General features: G+C 68.9%; 18 protein-coding genes. 9 read left to right on the top strand and 9 right to left on the bottom strand.

The genetic code is table 11. The features are described from left to right. Positions 1-762 carry an SDR family NAD(P)-dependent oxidoreductase gene (locus ACIBEI_RS06285; protein WP_398885614.1) on the bottom strand — a complete coding sequence of 254 codons (762 nt, stop codon included), beginning with the start codon at positions 760-762 and terminating at the stop codon, positions 1-3. Between the two features lie 95 nt (positions 763-857). Further along, positions 858-2,009: an acyl-CoA dehydrogenase family protein gene (locus tag ACIBEI_RS06280; protein ID WP_398885612.1), complete on the bottom strand. Its 1,152-nt coding sequence runs from the start codon at positions 2,007-2,009 to the stop codon at positions 858-860. Positions 2,010-2,230: 221 nt separating this feature from the next. Here ACIBEI_RS06280 and ACIBEI_RS06275 point away from each other — a divergent pair, with 221 nt between their 5' ends. From ACIBEI_RS06275 to ACIBEI_RS06260, 4 genes are all read left to right on the top strand, one after another. Further along, the gene (locus ACIBEI_RS06275) at positions 2,231-2,680 is read left to right on the top strand and encodes an Lrp/AsnC family transcriptional regulator (RefSeq protein WP_398885610.1); all 450 of its coding nucleotides are present in this window, start codon (positions 2,231-2,233) and stop codon (positions 2,678-2,680) included. Positions 2,681-2,801: 121 nt separating this feature from the next. Then, positions 2,802-3,611, top strand: a complete 810-nt coding sequence (locus ACIBEI_RS06270; RefSeq protein WP_398885608.1) for a class II aldolase/adducin family protein — start codon at positions 2,802-2,804, stop codon at positions 3,609-3,611. Positions 3,612-3,691: 80 nt separating this feature from the next. Next, positions 3,692-4,099 carry a RidA family protein gene (locus ACIBEI_RS06265; protein WP_398885606.1) on the top strand — a complete coding sequence of 136 codons (408 nt, stop codon included), beginning with the start codon at positions 3,692-3,694 and terminating at the stop codon, positions 4,097-4,099. A gap of 88 nt (positions 4,100-4,187) precedes the next feature. After that, positions 4,188-5,147 carry an alpha/beta hydrolase gene (locus ACIBEI_RS06260; RefSeq protein WP_398885603.1) on the top strand — a complete coding sequence of 320 codons (960 nt, stop codon included), beginning with the start codon at positions 4,188-4,190 and terminating at the stop codon, positions 5,145-5,147. Between the two features lie 396 nt (positions 5,148-5,543). Here the strand turns inward: ACIBEI_RS06260 and ACIBEI_RS06255 are convergent, their stop codons facing one another. Both ACIBEI_RS06255 and ACIBEI_RS06250 read right to left on the bottom strand, forming a co-directional pair. Next, entirely contained in the window at positions 5,544-6,299 is a 756-nt protein-coding gene (locus ACIBEI_RS06255) for an SDR family oxidoreductase (protein WP_398885601.1), read from the bottom strand. Between the two features lie 15 nt (positions 6,300-6,314). Further along, entirely contained in the window at positions 6,315-7,808 is a 1,494-nt protein-coding gene (locus ACIBEI_RS06250; RefSeq protein ID WP_398885599.1) for an FAD-dependent monooxygenase, read from the bottom strand. Between the two features lie 106 nt (positions 7,809-7,914). Between ACIBEI_RS06250 and ACIBEI_RS06245 the strand changes: the two genes are divergently transcribed. Together ACIBEI_RS06245 and ACIBEI_RS06240 are read left to right on the top strand one after the other, a co-directional pair. After that, positions 7,915-8,526: a TetR/AcrR family transcriptional regulator C-terminal domain-containing protein gene (locus tag ACIBEI_RS06245; protein ID WP_398885597.1), complete on the top strand. Its 612-nt coding sequence runs from the start codon at positions 7,915-7,917 to the stop codon at positions 8,524-8,526. Positions 8,527-8,614: 88 nt separating this feature from the next. After that, positions 8,615-9,217, top strand: a complete 603-nt coding sequence (locus ACIBEI_RS06240) for a helix-turn-helix domain-containing protein (protein ID WP_398885595.1) — start codon at positions 8,615-8,617, stop codon at positions 9,215-9,217. 60 nt (positions 9,218-9,277) lie between these two features. Here ACIBEI_RS06240 and ACIBEI_RS06235 read toward each other — a convergent pair whose 3' ends face one another. The 3 genes from ACIBEI_RS06235 to ACIBEI_RS06225 all read right to left on the bottom strand — a co-directional run bounded on the left by ACIBEI_RS06235 (position 9,278) and on the right by ACIBEI_RS06225 (position 11,815). Continuing rightward, complete coding sequence (locus ACIBEI_RS06235; RefSeq protein WP_398885593.1) at positions 9,278-9,973, bottom strand: alpha/beta fold hydrolase; 696 nt, start codon at positions 9,971-9,973, stop codon at positions 9,278-9,280. Positions 9,974-10,235: 262 nt separating this feature from the next. Continuing rightward, entirely contained in the window at positions 10,236-10,619 is a 384-nt protein-coding gene (locus ACIBEI_RS06230; RefSeq protein WP_398885591.1) for a hypothetical protein, read from the bottom strand. 329 nt (positions 10,620-10,948) lie between these two features. Beyond that, positions 10,949-11,815 (bottom strand): class I SAM-dependent methyltransferase, encoded by an 867-nt coding sequence (locus ACIBEI_RS06225; protein ID WP_398885589.1) that lies wholly within the window; start codon positions 11,813-11,815, stop codon positions 10,949-10,951. A 72-nt stretch (positions 11,816-11,887) separates the two neighbouring features. Here ACIBEI_RS06225 and ACIBEI_RS06220 point away from each other — a divergent pair, with 72 nt between their 5' ends. Next, positions 11,888-12,490, top strand: a complete 603-nt coding sequence (locus tag ACIBEI_RS06220) for a TetR/AcrR family transcriptional regulator (RefSeq protein ID WP_398885587.1) — start codon at positions 11,888-11,890, stop codon at positions 12,488-12,490. A gap of 293 nt (positions 12,491-12,783) precedes the next feature. On the opposite strand, the gene ACIBEI_RS06215 is transcribed toward ACIBEI_RS06220, so the two are convergent. Continuing rightward, positions 12,784-16,077, bottom strand: coding sequence for a GH92 family glycosyl hydrolase (locus ACIBEI_RS06215; protein WP_398885585.1), 3,294 nt, complete (start codon positions 16,075-16,077; stop codon positions 12,784-12,786). Between the two features lie 247 nt (positions 16,078-16,324). On the opposite strand from ACIBEI_RS06215, the gene ACIBEI_RS06210 reads away from it, so the two are divergent. After that, positions 16,325-16,480 (top strand): hypothetical protein, encoded by a 156-nt coding sequence (locus ACIBEI_RS06210; protein WP_398885583.1) that lies wholly within the window; start codon positions 16,325-16,327, stop codon positions 16,478-16,480. 124 nt (positions 16,481-16,604) lie between these two features. Here ACIBEI_RS06210 and ACIBEI_RS06205 read toward each other — a convergent pair whose 3' ends face one another. Continuing rightward, complete coding sequence (locus ACIBEI_RS06205) at positions 16,605-17,555, bottom strand: NAD(P)-dependent alcohol dehydrogenase (RefSeq protein ID WP_398885581.1); 951 nt, start codon at positions 17,553-17,555, stop codon at positions 16,605-16,607. A 131-nt stretch (positions 17,556-17,686) separates the two neighbouring features. On the opposite strand from ACIBEI_RS06205, the gene ACIBEI_RS06200 reads away from it, so the two are divergent. Continuing rightward, positions 17,687-18,550 carry a helix-turn-helix transcriptional regulator gene (locus ACIBEI_RS06200; RefSeq protein WP_398885580.1) on the top strand — a complete coding sequence of 288 codons (864 nt, stop codon included), beginning with the start codon at positions 17,687-17,689 and terminating at the stop codon, positions 18,548-18,550. Positions 18,551-18,736 lie beyond the last annotated feature (186 nt).

Genomic DNA, 18,736 nt, shown 5'->3' with positions numbered 1-18,736 from the left:
TCAGCGCGGTGCCATACGGAGCGCTCCGTCGAGGCGGATCACGCAGCCGTTGAGCATGGGGTTGTCGATGACGTGCTCGACCAGCGCGCCGAACTCGTCCGGCGCACCCAGCCTTGAGGGGTGGGGCACGGAGACCTCGAGTGCCGCTCGCGCCTTCTGAGGCAGTCCCGCCATGAGCGGGGTGTCGAACAGCCCGGGCGCGACGGTGACCACGCGGATGCCCTTGTCCGCCAAGTCCCGTGCGGCGGACAACGTCAGCGAGGCGACTCCACCCTTGCTGGCTGCGTAGGCGGCCTGCCCGATCTGTCCGTCGTAGGCGGCGATGGACGACGTACAGACGATGATCCCGCGGTCGCCGTCGACGGGGTCATTGCCCGCCATCACCGCCGCGGCGTTGCTCAGGACGTTGAAGGTCCCCACGAGGTTGACGTCCACCACGCGGCGGAACTGGTCGAGCGGGAGCATTCCTCGGCCGCCGATGATCCGTCCGGGTGTGGCCACTCCGGCGCAGTTGACGGCCACGCGCAGCGTGCCGAGTTCAGCGGCCGTGGCGAACGCCGCCCGTACCTCGGCCGCGTCCGTGACGTCGGCCGCTACGAAATGTGCGCGCTTGCCGAGGTGGTCGGCGAACTCGCGGCCCGCTCCGGTGGGCAGGTCCAGAACCACCACAGTGGCTCCCTCGAAATGCAGTCGCCCGACCACGGCACGCCCGAGGCCGGATGCACCGCCGGAGACGACGGCTACGGCATCGCGATACTGCACGGCAGTTCTCCTCACATGTACGCATCATGGGTTGGTGTCTCGGACGGACACGAGGGTTGGCGTCCGGATAGGAGGGGTTGACGTCGCGACGGTGGTCAGCGTGTGGGATCCGCGAGTTGACGGCTGATCACCAGGCGCTGGATCTGGTTGGTGCCTTCGAAGATCTGCGTGATCTTCGCTTCCCGCATGAACCGCTCCACCGGGTGGTCGAGCACGTATCCCGCGCCGCCGAGCACCTGCACCGCATCGGTCGTGACCGCCATCGCCGTGTCGGTCGCGATCAGCTTGGCCACACTGGCCTGCCGGGTGTACGGCAGGCCGTTGTCCTTGCGGCGGGCGGCGACGAGGTAGGTCGCGCGGGCGGCTTCGGTCCTGGCGGCCATGTCGGCCAGCAGGAATCCGACGCCTTGGTGCTCGATGACCGGTCGCCCGAACGTCTGGCGTTCCCGGGCGTATTCGATCGCGTAGTCCAGAGCGGCCTGCGCGATGCCGACGGCGACCGCTGCGATCCCGAGCCGGCCCGAGTCGAGAGCCGACAGGGCGATCTGCAGTCCCTGACCGGGAGCCCCCACGAGTCTGTCCTCGGGGATGACCACATCCTCGAAGTGCATCTCAGCGGTGGTCGAGCTGCGCAGGCCCATCTTGCGTTCCGGTGTTCCCGCGACCAGCCCAGCCGAGTCGGCGTCGACGTGGAAGCAGGAGATGCCCCCGCTCGCGTCCGGGGAGGTCCGCAGGAACACGGTGTAGAAGTCGGCCTGACCCCCGTGTGTGACCCAGGCCTTCGTGCCCCGTGCGGTCCAGCCGTGCGGCCCGTGTACGGCGGAGGCGCGCAGCGCCCCGGGATCGGAACCCGCGTGGGCTTCCGACAGGGAGTACGCGCCCAGGGCCTCCCCGCTCAGCATCCGCGGCAGGAGTTCGGCCCGCTGCGCCTCGGTGCCGAACGTGGTCACCGGGTGACAGGACAGCGTGTGCACACTCATGCCGACGGCCACCGCGGCCCAGCGCGCGGCGATCTCCTCCAGTACCTGGAGGTAGACCGTGTAGGGCTGACCCCCGCCGCCGACCTCCTCACCGAACGGCAGAGTCAGCAGCCCGACCTCGCCGAGGAGACCGAAGACCTCACGGGGGAAGTGACCCCTGTCCTCGAACTCGGCGGCCCGTGGCCCCAGTTCCTTGTCCGCGATGTCCGTGACCAGTTCCAGCAGGTCATGGGCCTCGCGAGATGGCAGTTCGCGTTCTACTTTCACTGCTGAGCCCTCTCCTGCGGTCTCGTCCTCGTGGATGCGACTACAGTCGACAGCGCGCTGCCCAGGGTGCAATTAACCTGCTGAGATCTTGCGGTGCGCGCAAACTTTATGAAGTTCGATCAAGATTCCACGCAAAGAACCACGCAAAGAACCACGCAGAGACCATGCAGAGACCATGCAGAGAACCACGCAAGGAACCCACTTGCGAGTGAGGTGTGTCCATGGCCGGTACCGAGCACGTCGACAGTGTCGACAGCATGATCATCGACCTGCTGGTGCAGGACGGCCGGCGGGCGGTCACGGAGATCGCGGAGCAGGTCAGCCTGTCTCCCTCCGCCGTGAAGCGGCGCATCGACCGCCTCGAACGGATCGGGGTGATCGCGGGCTACACGGTCGTCCTGGACCACGGCAAGCTCGGGTCCAGCTTCGAGGCCTTCGTCGAGCTGAGGTTCTCGGGTGACGTGAAGGTCGAGATGATCACCATGGCGGCCACCAGCGTCACGGAGGTCCTGGAGGTCTTCACGGTGGCAGGGGATCCCGACGCGCTGGTCCGGGTCCGCGTGTCCGGCGTCCAGCATCTGCGGGATGTCATCGACCGGCTGCGCCGCTCGGGGCCGGTCATCGGGACGAAGACCCTGATGGTGCTGGGTGCGTGGCGACGGGACGGCTGACCCCGCTTCAGTAGGAATTTGCCCAGAGGGCACATTGATTTGCCTAGTGGGTTGACTTGCCAGGTCTGCGGGGCGCACGCTGAAGGAGGCCCAACCGCACCGAACAGGGAGGCGTGAGCACATGTCCGTGTCGACTGGGAGCGCCGGCGCAGAGAATCTGGACAGCATCGGCGAGCTCGACATACCGCAGCTGGCGGACGTGAAGGATTCGGTCGAGTCCGAACGCCGGCACCGCAAGCAACAGCTCGCGATCGCCTTTCGGATCTTCGCGCGGTACGGGTTCGACGAAGGCATCGCAGGACACATCACGGCACGCGACCCGGAGTTCCCCGACCGCTTCTGGGTCAACCCGTACGCCGTGCACTTCTCGAAGATCCGGGTGAGCGATCTGCTGCTCATCGACGAGCAGGGGCAGGTGATCGAGGGCGATCGCCGCACCAACAAGGCCGCCTTCTGGATCCACTCCTCGATCCACCACGCGCGCCCCGACGCGGTCGCCGTCGCGCACGCTCATACGATCCACGGCCGGGCCTTCGCCTCGCTGAACAAGCTTCTCGACCCGATCGTCCAGGAGTCGTGTGCCTTCGCCGGGGACCATGTGCTCTTCGACGAGTACAAGGGCCTTGTGCTGGAGAAGGCGGAGGGCGAGCGCATCGCCGAGAGGCTGGGGAACAGCAGGGCGGCGATCCTCCGCCATCACGGGTTGCTCACCGTGGGCCGGTCCGTCGAAGAGGCGGCCTGGTGGTTCATCACCATGGACCGGGCCTGCCAGATGCAACTCCTGGCCGACGCGGCGGGCGAGCCGCGAATCATGAGCGACGAGGAAGTGACGCTCGCGCACCGGCAGTTCAGCAACGCCAACATGGCCCGGCACAACTTCAACCTCCTCGCCGGACTCGTGGTGGACGAGGAGCCCGACGTCCTGCGGTGACGGAGCAGGCCGTGGCCCCGGCGAGGCGCCGAGCTGTGCGCCGAGTCGTGTGCCGACCCCGAAACGAGACTGGAGACGCCATGTCGATTCAACGAGTGAACCCGGACACTGTCGCGCCCCCGGTCCAGGGCCTCTACACCCACGCGGCGATCGGGACGGGCAGCCGCTTCATCGCGATCGCGGGGCAGATCGCGCTCGACTCCGACGGCAACCTTGTCGGACCTGGAGACCATGAAGCGCAGGCCGAACAGGCCTTTCGCAACTTCAAGGCTGCTCTGGAAGCCGCCGGTGCCACCCCGGGCGATCTGATCAAGAACACGATTCACGTCGTCGGCCACAAACCCGAGTTGATCGGCCCCATCTTCGCCGCGGGCCAACGCGCCTTTGACGGTACGTGGCCGGTGTCAGCGAGCACCTTCCTCGGCGTACAGACGCTCGGCATGCCTGAGTGGCTCATCGAGGTCGACGGGTTCGCGGTCCTGAAGTGAGGCCCGCCGAGCGACTTCGCGACCCAGGCTCACCCTCTCTCAGCGTATCCACGCGTCCAAGACGTGCATCCACGACACAGGAGTCCTGATGCCGCTTCTCCCCGGCGTGCAGCGCCTCATCGACATGGCCTCGGACGGCCCGTCGTTGGCGGACATCCCCATCCAGCAGGCCCGGCTCCAACTCGACACGCTGGCGGCGAGCTTCGGCACGGGTGACCGGGTCGGCTCCACCTCCGACGTCGACATCCCGACTCCGTCAGGAACTGTCTCCGCCAGGGTCTACCACCCGGAAGGTGGTGGTGCCGACCTGCCACCACTGCTGTACTTCCACGGCGGCGGATGGTCCGTCGGAGGGCTCAGCACCTCTGACGCCCTCTGCCGAAAACTCACCGCTCGCAGTGGGGGAGTGGTGGTCAACGTCGACTACCGGCTGGCACCCGAGAACCCGTACCCCGCGGCCGTCGAGGACGCGCTGGCCGCAGCGGCCTGGCTCAGCCGGAACGCCTCCGACATCAATGCGGGCGGACCAGGAATCCTCGTCGGTGGTGACAGCGCCGGGGGCAACCTCGCCGCGGTCGTCGCACAGGCCTCGCGGTCCACGGACGAGTTCACGGTACGTGCGCAGCTGCTCATCTGCGCGGCAGTGAACCTCGGCCATCGCCGCGGATCCTACGTCGAGTTCGCCAAGGGCTACTTCGTGTCGACGAGCGAATTCGAGCACTGGATCAGCCTCTACGCCCCTGGCCAGGACCTCTCGCACCCTCAACTGTCTCCGGCCGCCGCCACCGACCTCGCGGGCACACCCGCTGCCCTGGTCGTCACAGCCGAGTACGACCCACTCCGCGACGCCGGGGAGGAGTACGCCCGCGCCCTGCAAACGGCCGGAGTCGACGTGTCCCTGTTCCGCGTCGCCGGTCAGGTCCACGACTTCCCCGTACTGGGCGACCTCATTCCCGAGGGCGACGCGGCGGTCGACGACATCGTCGACCGATGGCGCACGCTGCTCGCAGGCGAGCCTGACCGCACCGGCTCGACGACACGGATCTGACGTCGTCCTCCAGCACCTGCACCGGTGCACACGCCAGACCTCACGGACTCTGACCTCGGCGCCGTTGTTCCCCCAGCCGCACCATGGGCTGGGACTACTACCCCAACGGCAAGCTCAAGGAAGGGCTGGACCCGTGGACCGGTGAGCCGGATCCGGATGCCGGTACGTCCGGTTGACCGATCCGCTCAGAGGGGGTGCGACTTCGGTCGCACCCCCTTGAGTGCTGCGGCGCCCGAGCGTCCCACGCTGCTGCACGTCCGGGGCCTGGCAGCTCCGGCCCTCCTGCCCCGTCCGGACCCGGTCCCGTGCGACTCCTGCAAAGGCGGGCGATCGGGACCGACGGGCAAGGGACACGGGGAGCTGAGCAGGCGCCCCGTGCCCTGGGGTCGAACAGTGTCAGAAACCGCGCCGGGCCCCGCCGTCCACCGACAGCATCACCCCGGTCACGTAGGAAGCCGCCGGCGACAGCATGAACGCGCCCGCGCGTCCGAACTCCTCCGGCGCTCCGTACCGCCGCAGCGGGATCCCGGACTCGTTGGCGGCTCGCCGGGTCTCGGGATCGGGGGACAGTCCGTCCAGCTCGCGCATGCGATCCGTACCGATACGCCCCGGCAGCAGCCCGAAGACGCGGATTCCGCGTGGGCCCAGCTCGTCCGCGAGTGACTTGGCGAACCCGGCGAGTCCGGGCCGCAGCCCGTTGGAGATGACCATGCCGGGGGACGGTTCGTGTGCCGTGATGGAGAGGACCAATCCGATGGAGCCTCCGTCTCCCAGTTCTGCGGCGGCCGCCCGGGTCAGCCGTACCGCGCCCAGGAACACCGACTCGAACGCCGCCTGCCACTGTTCGTCGGTGTTGTCCGCCACGTTGCCCGCGGGTGGTCCGCCGACGCTGACGAGGATGCCGTCGAAGCCGCCGAACAACTCCCGTGCGGTGCCGATCAGTTGCTGCGGTGCCTGCGGGTCGGAGTTGTCCACGGCGACTCCGGCCGCGTTCGGCCCCAGCTCGGCCGCCGCCTCGGCGGCGCGCTTCTCGTCGCGGCCGGTGACCACCACCTTGGCCCCGTCGGCGACCAGTTCGCGCGCGACGGCGTAGCCCAGCCCGCGTGTGGCACCGGTGAGGATGTACACCCTGTCCTTGAGTTCGAGATCCATGCGCTTGGTCCTCTGTCAGCGGCCCAGAGCGGTGGTGATGACGGAGTCCACACCCGCTCCCAGCTTGGTGTCGTCCTGCTCCGTCCAGGCCCACGCGACATGCCCGTCGGGCCGGATCAGGGCGGCGCGTACGTCCTCCCAGACGTCCCGCGTCCGGTCCGGCGCCCCGCGATGCACCGCGATCCGCTCCTGGGCGCGGTCCGCGAGCACACCGTCGGCCGTGAGATCGAGCAGGACGTACGAGTCCGCCCGCAGCGCGCCGAATAGGGTGCTCTCCGAGCCGGTGAGGGTGAGGTCGGGGGCGCGGGTGCCGGTCACCGGGTGGGCCGTCGCGTCGGGGCTCGGGTAGGCGACGTCGAGCGCGGTGAGGCGGCCGGCCAGTACGTCGCTGAACTCCCGTGACTGGGGGACCATCCGGCTGAGCAGATCACGCAGGGCGAGGCCCTCGGGTGTGAAGGCGTGGAACAGATAGGTCTGCGCGCGACTGTGCTCCATCAGCTGTTCACCGACCGGGTAGCGGTCGGAGTGGTACGTGTCCAGCAGCCCGTCCGAGGCCCAGCCGTCGATCGTCGCGGCCAGCTTCCAGCCGAGGTTGAATGCGTCCTGGAAACCGACGTTCATGCCCACGCCGCCGGTGGGGTAGTGCTGGTGGGCGGCGTCGCCCGCGAGCACGACGCGGCCGCGCCGGTAGTGGGTGGCCAGCCGGGTGGCGTTGCCGAAGCGGGAGAGCCAGGACGGGTCGTGCATGCCGAAGTCGTCACCGGCGATGTCGATGACCCTCTGCCGCAGTTCGTCCATCGTGAGGTCGCCGGGCCACTCCGTGGTCGCACCGTCGGCGCTGGTGCCGGCGATGCGCCACTGGTTGTCCGGCAGCGGGATGATCATCAGCCCGCCGCGCTCGTTGAAACGGTTGAAACCGGGCGGGGGCGGGTTGTCGAAGAGGACATCGCCGAGCCAGCCGAGATAGGTGGAGGGCGTGCCGGGGAAGCCGATGCCCGCGGCCTCGCGCACGGTGCTCTTGGTGCCGTCGCAGCCGGCGATGTACTCGGCCTCGATCTCGTACGGCCCCTGCGGCCCCTCCACCTGCACGGTCACCGAGTCCGTGTGCTCGGTGAAGCCGGTGACGCGATGCCCGCGCCGGATGGTGGCGCCGAGCCCGAGGGCGTACTCCTCGAAGAGCGCCTCGGTGCGGGCCTGGGGGATGAACAGGGTGTAGGGAAACGGCGTGTCCATGACCGAGAAGTCGAGCCGGTTGGAGAGGTTGGCGAAGTGACCGGTGGAGATCTTCAGGCTCTCGTCGAGGAATCGCTGGTGGATCCCACGTGAGGCCAGTACCTCGACACCGCGCGGGTGCACGGTGAGCGCCTTGGAGCGCTGGTCGATCTCGGTGCGCACTTCCAGGACGGTGACGGAGATGTTGTTCAGCCGCAGTTCGGCGGCGAGCCAGAGCCCGACGGGACCTCCTCCGGCAATGACGACCTGCGCTGTTTCCACCTGCGGTGTTTCCATGCGACCACTCTCTTTTGGTTGCTGGCGAGATTTCTGGCATGACGAAGGCGCTCGGGCAGTTTCTTGGTCGCCGACCAAGAACCCTTGAGTGCAGTAAACTAGGTCAGTGACCAACAGGCAACAGAGCGACCGACTGGACCCGGCCACGGTGATCCGCGCGGGACTGGACCTCCTGGACGAGAAGGGCCTGGACGCGGTGTCCACGAGAGCGGTCGCCGACCGACTCGGCGTACGCATCAACACCGTGCAGTGGCATGTGAAGACCAAGGCCCGAATGCTGGAACTCATGGCCGACGCCGTACTCGGCGAAATCCCACTGACCGACCTGCCGGCCACCCCCGACGAACGAGCCCGTGAGCTGACCCGCCGCTACCGCCGCGCCCTGCTGTCCCATCGCGACGGTGCCGCACTGGTGGTGGGCACCTATGCCGCAGAGCCGCACACCCTGCGCTTCGCGGAGGTCCTGGTGGAGGCGCTGCTGAAGTGCGGCCCGGGCGACCGCGAGGCCGCGTGGACGGCGTGGGCGGTCATCTACTTCACCCTGGGCCTCACACAGGAGGAGCAGGCGGTGAACCAGCGCCCGCTGGGCGACATCCTGGCGAGCGCCATCTCGGAGGCGAGCTATCCCTCCCTCCATCGCGTGGCCGGCCATCTCGCGCCGACGTCCTTCGACGAGCGGTTCGAATCAGGGGTGGCCGCAATCCTTGCCGGCCGGTGAGGGAGGCCGGTCATGGCCGTTCGGCCGCTTTCGCGATGTTTGCCAACCCGGCAACATGCTTTGTCTGTGAGGTGTGTATGTTACGGGCATGGCGCACGAGAACGAGGCAGACACTGAGCTGGCCACTTGGGTAGGTCATCGGCTCAAGGACCTGCGCAGCGAACGCGGCATCACGCTGGTGACCTTGTCCGAGCAGACCGGTATCTCCGTCACCCACCTCTCCCGCCTGGAGAAGGGACACCGGCAGCCGTCCATCGGCAGCCTCCTGCAGATCGCCCGGGTGTACGGGATCTCGGTGAGCGAGCTGATCCAGGAGCAGGAGCCGGAGGACTACCACCTCGTACGAGCCGGTGACGCGGTCGAGCACCCCGGGCAGGACGGGCACTACACCGTCCTGAGCGGCCCGGGATCGACGATCGCCGTCATCCGTGTCGAGGTGGAGCCCGGAAAGTCGACCAAGGACGCCAAGCACGCGGGCGAAGAGTGGCTGCACGTCCTGTCGGGCGAGGTCCTTTTCCGCCTGGAAGGCAAGGACATCACCCTGAGTTCCGGCGATTCACTGCACTTCGACTCGTCGAAGGTGCACCGGTTGACCAACAAGAGCGAGAAGCCCGCCACAGTGCTGGTCGCGTCGACCGCCGCGACGATGCCGATGCATCACCCGGTTCCGTCACCGAAATCCCGGCGCTGACCCTTCGCCGACCGGTCGGGGAAGCAATCGGTCAGGGAAGCAACCGGTCAGAGGAGCAGGTTAGAGGAGCAGGAGCAGTTCGCGGGCCAGGACCTGTGGTTGCACCAGCACCTCGACATGAGTCACTTCAGTGAGCGTGACAAGGCGGAACCCGCGCTTGGCCACGGCGGCAGCGGTGTCGTTGAAGAACTCCTGGGCCGCGCAGTGGATGTAGGTCACCTGCTTGCCTTCGAGGATGTCCTCGCTGCCGGGCCCCAGCGGTTCGGCATGGGTGAGGCGCGGCATGGGGGTCAGGCGGCCCTCCATCCAGGTGGCGCCGTCCTCGTCCGCGCCGAGAGCGCGTGGATCCAGCGGGGCGACCTCCCAGTCCGGGCCTCCCTCGGGGGCCACGAAGGCGTCGTCCAGCCAAGGCAGCACCGTGAAGGCCGACTCGCCGGTGGTGGGGGCGAAGGCGTCCACGTACACGACCTGGCTGACGCGATCGGGGACAAGGGTCGCCACTCCGGTGATGACCATGCCGCCGTAGCTGTGGCCGACGAGGATCGCGTCGCCGACCTCCTCGGTGGTGAGCAGGTCGGCGATCTCCTGGACATTGGTGGAGAGCCCCACCTCCGGCCGGGACAGATCGTGTTTCTCGGCGAAGCCGGTGAGCGTGGGAGTCAGGACACGGTGGCCGGCCTCTTCCAGGACGGGCCGCATGCGGTCCCAGACCCAGCCTCCGCCCCAGGAACCATGAATCAGTACGAACGTCGCCATTTTGCTCTTCCTCCTGCGAGCCGCGGGTTCCTCCGGATGCACCCAGGATCGACTGAGCGGCACCCATGGTCAACCCGCGAGGCGATTTTATTTGCCTATTAGGCAACTCTGTCCAATCCCGACCAGCATCGGCCCGCAGTAGAGCAGACAGCAGCACCTTCGGTGCGCGCCACGGGATCTACCACGCCCCCAGCGCGCAGCGAAGGTGCACTGGATCGCTGACCAGCGACTTCAAGCCGGAATGGGAACAATGCTCATCCGGTCAGCAGTGCGTGATGCCGCCATTGGACGCGGCGCTGTTGTCCACGAACGGCGCGTACGTCCACCCCGTCACGGTCAGCTCGAGTCCGTTGAGGTGGTTGTAGCGCTCGTAGACGGTGAGGTACCAGCGGTTTCCTCCGCCGAGGTTCTCGCCGGTGTTCCAGCAGGTGGCGAGGAGTACATCCCCGGACCAGAGGTCAGGGACTCCGACCGTACCGGAAGCCAGGTTGCGGCCGTTGAAGACAGCCGCCCCGACCTCCACCCTGAGCAGCACGGACGCTGACGCGGCCGCGGATGCGGACGCGGTCGACAGAACCATCCCACCGGCACTGAGTGCCGCGACCACCGCGGCCATGGCGCCGCGACATCGTAACTTACCTCTCATACCTGCCTCCTGATCAAAGCCGACTGCGCACTGCTCCGCTGAGCGTGCACATGTACCGCGCGCCCGCCTTCCCACCGTGTCCCTTCTCGTGGTCGACCCGGTGGGGCGTGGATCGCGCCGGCGCTCAGAGAGTGGCTTGTGCCGCCGTGGCATGGCATGAGTAACCGCTACTCAAGCATCGGCCGGCGCCGGTTTCCTCGGCCGGCTGGGCGTGGCGCCTTCTCGGGTCAGGCGCCCGGTCGTGTGGGTGATGACGGCCCAGGAGATCAGCGTCTCATCAGGCGAGTTCTGCGTTCCGCCGCCCTGCGCTCGCACCCTCGACGGCGGGATCAACGGCTTCGCGTCGCGCCCAGTGATGAAGCACCCAGCCCCGAGGCGTCGGCGCGTACGGCGGTCACGGCCAGGGTGGTGTAGTCCATCGTGAAGCGTCCGCCCAGGGAGTCGATGGCGCTCCCGACCGCGTCCAGTATCTGGGCCAGCTGATCGGGACGGAGTTGGGTGAGGCCGCCGGTGGTGGGTAGCAGCTCCAGCCATTGGTCGCGTGTGTAGGACTGTTCCCAGTCAAATCGCCACTGTTCGGGATCGTTGAACTGTCCGGTCTCGCGGATCTTGTCGGCGGACTTCGCGTATGCCGCCCGGTAGAAGTCGAGCGGACGCCGGGCCGGTTGGCCGCTGAGCGGGGAGTCGGGCGCCGCCCGCCGGTAGGCGGCGGCGAAGGGTTCGGCCACCTCGGTTGGCGGCTCGTACGCGTGTCCGAAGATCGCCAGCCGTCCCCCTGGGCGCAGCACACGTGCCGCCTTCACGGCGCCGGCGACCGGTTCCACCCAGTGCCACGACTGGGCGGCGATGACCGCGTCGAATGTCCGGCCGACCGGCTGCCAGGCTTCGAAGGTCGCCACCTCGACCTGTAGGCCACGGGCTCGCGCGAAGTCGGCCATCCGCGCATCCGGCTCGATGCCGAGCACGGTGCAGCCGGCGGCCTGGAACTGGCGGGCCGCGATGCCGGTGCCGCAGCCGACGTCGAGGACGTCGGAGCCGGGGCTTCCAGTGACGATCCGAGTCACCAACGTATCGGGGTAGCCGGGCCGGGCCTGATCGTAGCGTTGCGCGTCCACGCCGAACGACTCGGCCATCCGCCGGGCCTCATGCGGCTCCGCCGGGGATGATTCTGGTTGCTCTCGCGGTAAAGTGGGCATGCGCCCACCTTAGTGGGCGCATGCCCACTGGGCAACGGTTGCCGGCGGGATGAAGTACGAGAGGATCTGTGAATGCCGACTGGGGTGCATCTTCGCGACGCGCGGCAGCAGCTGTTCGACGCTGCAGAACGCGTGCTTCTGCGGGACGGGCCGAACGGGTTGACCAGCCGGGCCGTCACCGACGAGGCGGGCTGCGCCAAAGGTGTCCTGCACCGGCACTTCTCCGACTTCGACGCCTTCCTCGCCGACCTCGTGCTCGACCGGGCCGCGCAGATCGAGACGCAGGCGAGTGCGCTGCGCGAGTCCGCCGGCAGCGGCGCGGTGGCCGACAACCTCACCAGCGCACTGGCCACCCTGTTCGGGCCGATTCCGGTGGCAATCATCCCGCTCATCACCTTCCGGGATGAGCTGCGCGCACGGCTGCGACAAGCCAGGCCCGGAGGCGGTATCGCGATCCTCGCCGAAGCCGCGACCGCGATCTCCGTCTATCTGGCCGACGAGCGTGAACTGGGCCGCATCGCGGCCGACGCCGACATCGACTCACTCACCCTCTCGCTGGTCGGTGGCGGGCATCTCCTGTTCGCAGACCGCGACCCCGGCCCACCGGACTTGGCGGCCGTCAACAAGTTCGTGACAGCGGCTATCGCCGATGCCGTGCAACGACGACCGTCCTAGCGTGTGGTTCGACGCTGGTATCGGCTGTGCACGCCTACGTCGACGAGTTGCTGCCCGCAGTCCTGGACGGAACCGTGGAGCCGGGAAGCGTCTTCGATCGCACCGTTTCCCTGGAGGAGTTACCCCAGGGTCCCCTGGTCGCAGGCTGAGGGCCCGGCCAGAGACTCAACCGCCCCGACACAGGAACCGCACCGACACAGGAAAAGCCCCCCACCTCCGCTCCGGCCGACAGGCTGGAGCGGAGGCGGATGGGGGGTTGATGGGGGCTTGCGACGGCTGCCTGCGCTGGCCGCCTACGACAGCGTGATCGCGTACACCTCGATCCGCGGATCGTCCGGGAGTGTCAACGAGCGCATCTCCTTGGCATCGTCCAGCTCGACGGAACTGCCGAACAGTCGTACCGGCGGACCGTCGACGCCTTGGCCGGCCTTGATCCGGTGGGGCATGTCGAGGACGACGGTGGTGCCGTCGGGGGCCTGGCCGGCCCAGTCGCCGACCTTGAGCGGGACCTCGGAGCTGCTGCCGTCGGCGTATCGGACGGTCAGCGCCGTGGTCACCGGCCCGTTGTGCGATGCCGCCACCAGGCGCAGGGTGCCGTGGCTGCGCGCCGGCAGCAGCAGCGTCTGGCCGCGGGCCTCGACGAAGTTCGCCGCGGTCCCCGTCGGATCCGGTGCCTCGTACGTCACGCCGTCCCAGGTGACGGGGCCGGCGGCCGGGAGCAGGCCGGCGTCGTAACTCCATCCGCCACCGTCGAAGTCACCCTGGCCGGACGCCTCCGTGGTGGCCGTCCCGTCGTGCGCCATGTCCCCGCTCAGGTCCACCGCGCACTGCTTGTCCGTGGCTGTCGCACACTTCGCGGCGGGGCGTACCTCGACAGTGGCGTCCCGGGTGACCTCGCTCGCTCCCTTCGCCTCGACCGTGAAGCGCACCGGGTAGGAACCGGCGGCGGTGCCGGGGGGCACGGTCACCTTCACCGACACAGTCTTCTGCACGGGCAGGTGCTGGGACCGGATCCGCAGTGGCGAGCGCGGAGTTGTCGTCACCTGCCAGCCGGTGGGCGCCTTGGCCGTCACCGACGCCCGCAGTTCACCCGGGGCCTGGCCGAGGACGTCCAGGGTCAGGTGGGCGGTCTGGGCCGTGTCACCGGCCGGGACGACGTCGGAGGAGCTCCGAAGGGACGCGTCCAGGTGGCGTCGGCCGTCGGCGTCCGCCTGGTTGACCGACGGCGGCTGGGCGCCCGCACCGGTACCCCAGCCGGACGGCTTCGTGCCGAGCCGGTGGACCAGGGTGCCGCCGTGCGAGACCTTGTCCCAGTCCAGCCAGGTGCGCCGCACGTCCCGGCCGTCCAACGACACATCCTGTACGTACCGGTTGGTGTCGCTCGCCCCCGGCGCCTTGATCGTCAGAGTGCCGCCCTGCCGCTTCCCGTACCGGCCGATCGTGATGGCCGCCGAGTCGAACTGCGGACTGGACAGCGCCATGAAGTCGCCGCCACTCATCGTCGGGTAGAGGCCGAGTGAGGAGAACACGTACCAGGCCGACATGGTGCCCAGGTCGTCGTTGCCGGTCATGCCGTCGGGCCCGTTGGTGAACAGCGTCATCGCGGCGCGCACCACGGTCGCCGTCTTCGCCGGAGCGCCCGCCCACAGGTACATGTAGGGCGCGTGGAGGTCAGGCTCGTTGTTCGGGTTGTAGGTCGGCTTGCCGTAGTAGTCGTACGGCTGGGAGATCCAGTCCTCGCGTGCCGTGCCCGCCGGGTCGGTGATCAGCTTGTCGTAGGCGAAGAAGGAGTCGAGCCGCTTCTCCGTGGCTTTCCGGCCGCCCATCAGATCGACGAGACCGGCGGGGTCCTGCGGCACGAGCCACTGGTACTGGTACGCGCCGCCCTCGTGGAACTGGTGGCCCGCTTCGACCGGGTCGTACGGCGTCAGCCACGTCCCCGCCGTCGTGCGGGGCCGGAACTGGCCGATCGAGGAGTCCCACAGGTTGCGGTACCACTGGCCGCGGGCCGCGAACATCCGTGCGTCGGAGCCGTGCCCGAGCCCCTTGGCCATCAGGGCCAGTGACGCGTCCGCGGCCGAGTACTCCAGGGTCGCCGAAGCCGGGTGGGTGCAGTCGTTGTCGCCGCCCTTGTCCGCGCAGTCCTTCTTCAGCTGCAGGCCGGAGGGGACGTAGCCGCGCTTGCTGTACTGGTCCACGGCGGAGCGGCCGTTGTACGGGGAGTCGGCGGGCGGGGTGCTGGTCGCGTTCTTCTTCAGCAGCGCGTAGGCCTCGTCCTCGTGCCCGGCCAGCATGCCCTTCGACCATGCCTCGACGAGGAACGGCGTCACGGGGTCGCCGGTCATGATGTTGGTCTCGCTGTTGGCGAGAGCCCATCTGGGCAGCCATCCGCCGTCCTTGCCGATCGCGAGGACCGACAGCGCGACGTCCCGGGCGACGCGTGGTTCCACCATCTCCAGCAGCTGGTTCTGCGGCCGGTAGGTGTCCCACAGTGACAGGTTCTGATACGGCGTGAAGTCGGAGGCGGTGTGCACCGCGCCGTCGAACCCCGTGTAGCGGCCGTCCACGTCTCCGGCCAGGTTCGGGTGCAACTGCGCGTGGTACAGGGCGCTGTAGAACACCTTCTGCCGTTCCGGAGTCCCTCCGCCGACCTTGATCGAGGAGAGCTGTTTCTCCCAGGTGGCGCGCAGCGCGGCGCGCGTGGCGTCGAAGTCGTACGAGTCGCCGGTCTCTTCCGCGAGGTTCTTCCGGGCACCGTCCATGCCGGTGTACGACAGGCCCACCTTCACGACGGCGTCCCGGTCCTCGGTCGCGTCGAAGGTCACCCAGGCGCCGTTGCCGCCCTCTCCTTCGGCATCTCGCGTGCCCGGCTTGGGTGTTGAACCGCGCCAGGTGCCGTGATCCTTGAAGGGCCGGTCGAAGGTGGCGGTGAAGTAGACGGTGTGCTTGTCCTTCCCGGCACAGAACCCACCGGCACGCACCCGTCCCTCCACCGTGCGGTCCCCGACCACGTGCACCTCGGAGTCGAACACGTTCTGGTTGGCCTTGCCGGTGTTGAACAGCACGTTCGCCGCGCCGGTGGCCGGGAAGGTGTACCGCTGCCAGCCGGTGCGCTTCGTGGCGGTCAGCTCGGCCTCGATGTCGTACGTCGACAGTCCCACCCGGTAGTAGCCGGGGGTGGCTTCCTCGTCGTCGTGCGAGTACTTGGAGCGGTACGTGTCCGGGTTGACGCTGTCGACCGCGCCGGTGGTCGGCATGATCGGCAGCTCTCCGGAGACACCGCAGCCGACGCCGGAGAGGTGGGTCTGGCTGAACCCGTGGATCTTGTCCTGCTGGTAGTCGTACCCGCCCTGCCCGCCGGTGTCGGGGCTGACCTGGACCATGCCGAACGGGGCTGCGGCCCCCGGGAAGGTGTTCCCGAAGTTCTGGGTGCCGATGAAGGGGTTCACCAGTGCGGCGGGGTCGGAGACCGGTTCTGCGGCGGCAGCGACGGGCGGAAGCACACCTCCGAACAGCAGGCCTGGAATGAGCAAGCCGACGCCCGCGGCGATTGCGCGGGCCGTGATCCGTCTGACGGACAGCCGCATCGGGCAGACCTCCTTGACAACGTTGTCTCGGCTGGACAGACCGAGAACCTGCCATGTCGACCGGATTGCTGTCAATGGTCCAAACGCCGGTGTGCGCGGTTGAGTTCGCTTCCGTCGGCGCATGCGGACGCTCGGGACGACGTGCCTCACCCTCCTGCGCAGGCGGGTGAGGCGAGCAGCCGGCGCTCCGTCCCGGTGATGTGGGGCTGTGCGGCGCCGGCGGCTGCGACGGATTGGCGGGGGGTGGATGGGGCGTATCGACGGATCCGGCGCGCCCGACGCTGCGGCCATGGCGGCGCCCGAACGCGAGCGTGACAGGCTGACCGAGTGGGTCGACGTCCTGACCCGCAACCGGGACGCGATCGGCGACTACCTCGCCGAACTCCCAAAGCGCGCGGCCTGAGCCGCCGCGAGTTGCGATGACTGCGCCAACCGGTGCTCATGGCGCGCCGCCCGCCCATCACCTCCGCCGACGAGTGGCCAAGTCCCCGGACGGGTGCGCGCCGTTCTCCACGAGAGCGACGGAGCTAGGCGGACACCGCGACCACGTGCTTGCCCACGACGCCACCGCGCTCGAATGCCTCGTGTGCCGCGGCGATGTCCGTGAGCGAGTACACGCTGTCGATCACCGGACGCAGCGCACCTGACGTGACGTTGTCGGCCAGGTCGCGCAGCACGGCGGTGTCGGGGTTGGCGCTGAAGGTGCGGATGCGGCGGGAACCGTACACACTCGACGCGGCGATCGCGGCCAGGGCCGACGCGGAGAGTCCTACGGTGACCATCCGGCCGCCGGTCGCCAACCGGCTCCGGTAGCAGTTCAGTTCCGTACCGACCGTGTCGACGATGACGTCGAAGGGGCCGATCCCGTCCGAGGTCGTCGAGCCGTGGTCGAGGACCTCGTCGGCGCCGAGGCCGGTGAGGACCGGAGCGTGGCGGTCGCGGGCGAGTGCCGTCACGTGGCAGCCCAGCGCGTGGGCCAGTTGGACGACGGCCGTGCCGACCCCGCCCGCCGCACCCCGGACGAGGACCCGTTCCCCCTTCACCGCGTGCACGGAGTCCCGCAGCGCGAGCAGCGCCGTCGCGCCCGTGACGACCAGGGAGGCCGCCTCGACCGACGAGACCCCGGCGGGGGCGAGCGAGATGCGGCCGGCCGGGACCACGACGTACTCGGCCGCTCCAGCGGTTGCGTGCCGCTTACGGGGATGTACCATGCCCCACACCCGGTCCCCGGCCCGGTAGCCCTCGACATCCGCGCCGGTCTCTACGACGACGCCCGCGAAGTCCAGCCCCGCCCCTAGCGGGAAGCGGCGCCCGGAGACCATCTTCAACTCCCCGGCGCGGACGATCACATCGTGCCCGTTCACGCTGGACGCCTCGACCGACACCAGGACCTCGCCGGTACCGGGAGCGGGGCGGGCGACCTTGTTGACCCGCAGGACATCCGCTGCACCGTAACTCGTGATCTGGGCGGCCTTCATGATGGTGGTCCTTCCGTGGTCGGCTGGTGTGAGTCCGATCCTTTCTCCGGCTGCCCGCATCATGGTCGTTCGCCTTTTCCTGGGACTGGCAGACCCACCCTCCCCGGCCTCGCCCGCGCCATACTGACCCCGTGACCGACGACGCCCTCGACGTGACCGACGATCCCCGGCGCGAACTCGCCGAGTTCCTGCGGACCCGCCGAACTCGCCTACGTCCACAGGACGTTGGCCTGGAACCGGGCCCGAGGCGGCGCGTCGCCGGGCTGCGGCGGGAGGAGTTGGCTCTGCTGGCCGGGGTCAGCTCGGACTACTACCAGCGCATGGAGCAGGGACGCGACGTACACCCCTCCGAGCAGGTCCTGGACGCCCTGGCGCGCGCCCTGAACTTCACCGCCGAGGAGACCCGGCACCTGCACGGCCTCGCCGCCGCCGCGCGCACGCCCGCCCGTCGCCCGCGCGAGCATGCGCCGGAGGAGGTGCCGCCCACCACGCTGCGGCTGCTGCACACCATGCCCGCGCCCGCGTTGGTCGTCGGCCGCTTCCTGGACGTGCTGGCCTGGAGCCCGCTGGCCGGAGCCCTGCTGGGCGAGTTCACCCAACGGCCGCGGGCGCAACGCAACCTGCTGGCACTGCTGCTGCACCCGGAGGCAGACCAGACCTGCCCGGAGCGGGCAGTCACCGTCGCCGAACTGAGCGCGATGCTCCGCGCGCAGGTCGCCGCCCGTCCGGGCCATCCGCGCGCCGCGGAACTGGTAGGTGAACTCGCAGTCCACAGCGGCGAGTTCGCCACACTCTGGGCCCGCCACGATGTGGAGGAGACGACCCGCGGCCGGATGCGCGTCAACCACCCGCTGGTCGGAGAACTGAACCTGGACTGGGACGCGTACCCGCTGCCTGGTGATCCCGGTCCGATGCTGATCGTCTACACCGCCGAAGACGGCAGCCCCGACGCCGAACGACTCCAACTGCTCGCCGGCCTGCTGGGCACCCGCTGAAACGAAGCCCCCGCGCCCTGCGTCCGTAGCCACAGCCCAGGCGGCCTCCATCGCCTATGTCCACTGGGCGGAGATCCGACTGGGCGGCAGGTCGGATGCCGGGGAGGCCGTCGACGCGGCCTTCGAGAAGTTGCTCAGGGTCTTGTGAGCGGTAGAAGGACCCTGGCGGCGGTCCCTGGAGACTGC

Source organism: Streptomyces sp. NPDC050988, assembly GCF_044456225.1.
In the GTDB taxonomy this organism is placed as follows: domain Bacteria; phylum Actinomycetota; class Actinomycetes; order Streptomycetales; family Streptomycetaceae; genus Streptomyces.
This window is presented reverse-complemented; position numbering and strand designations above follow the sequence as displayed.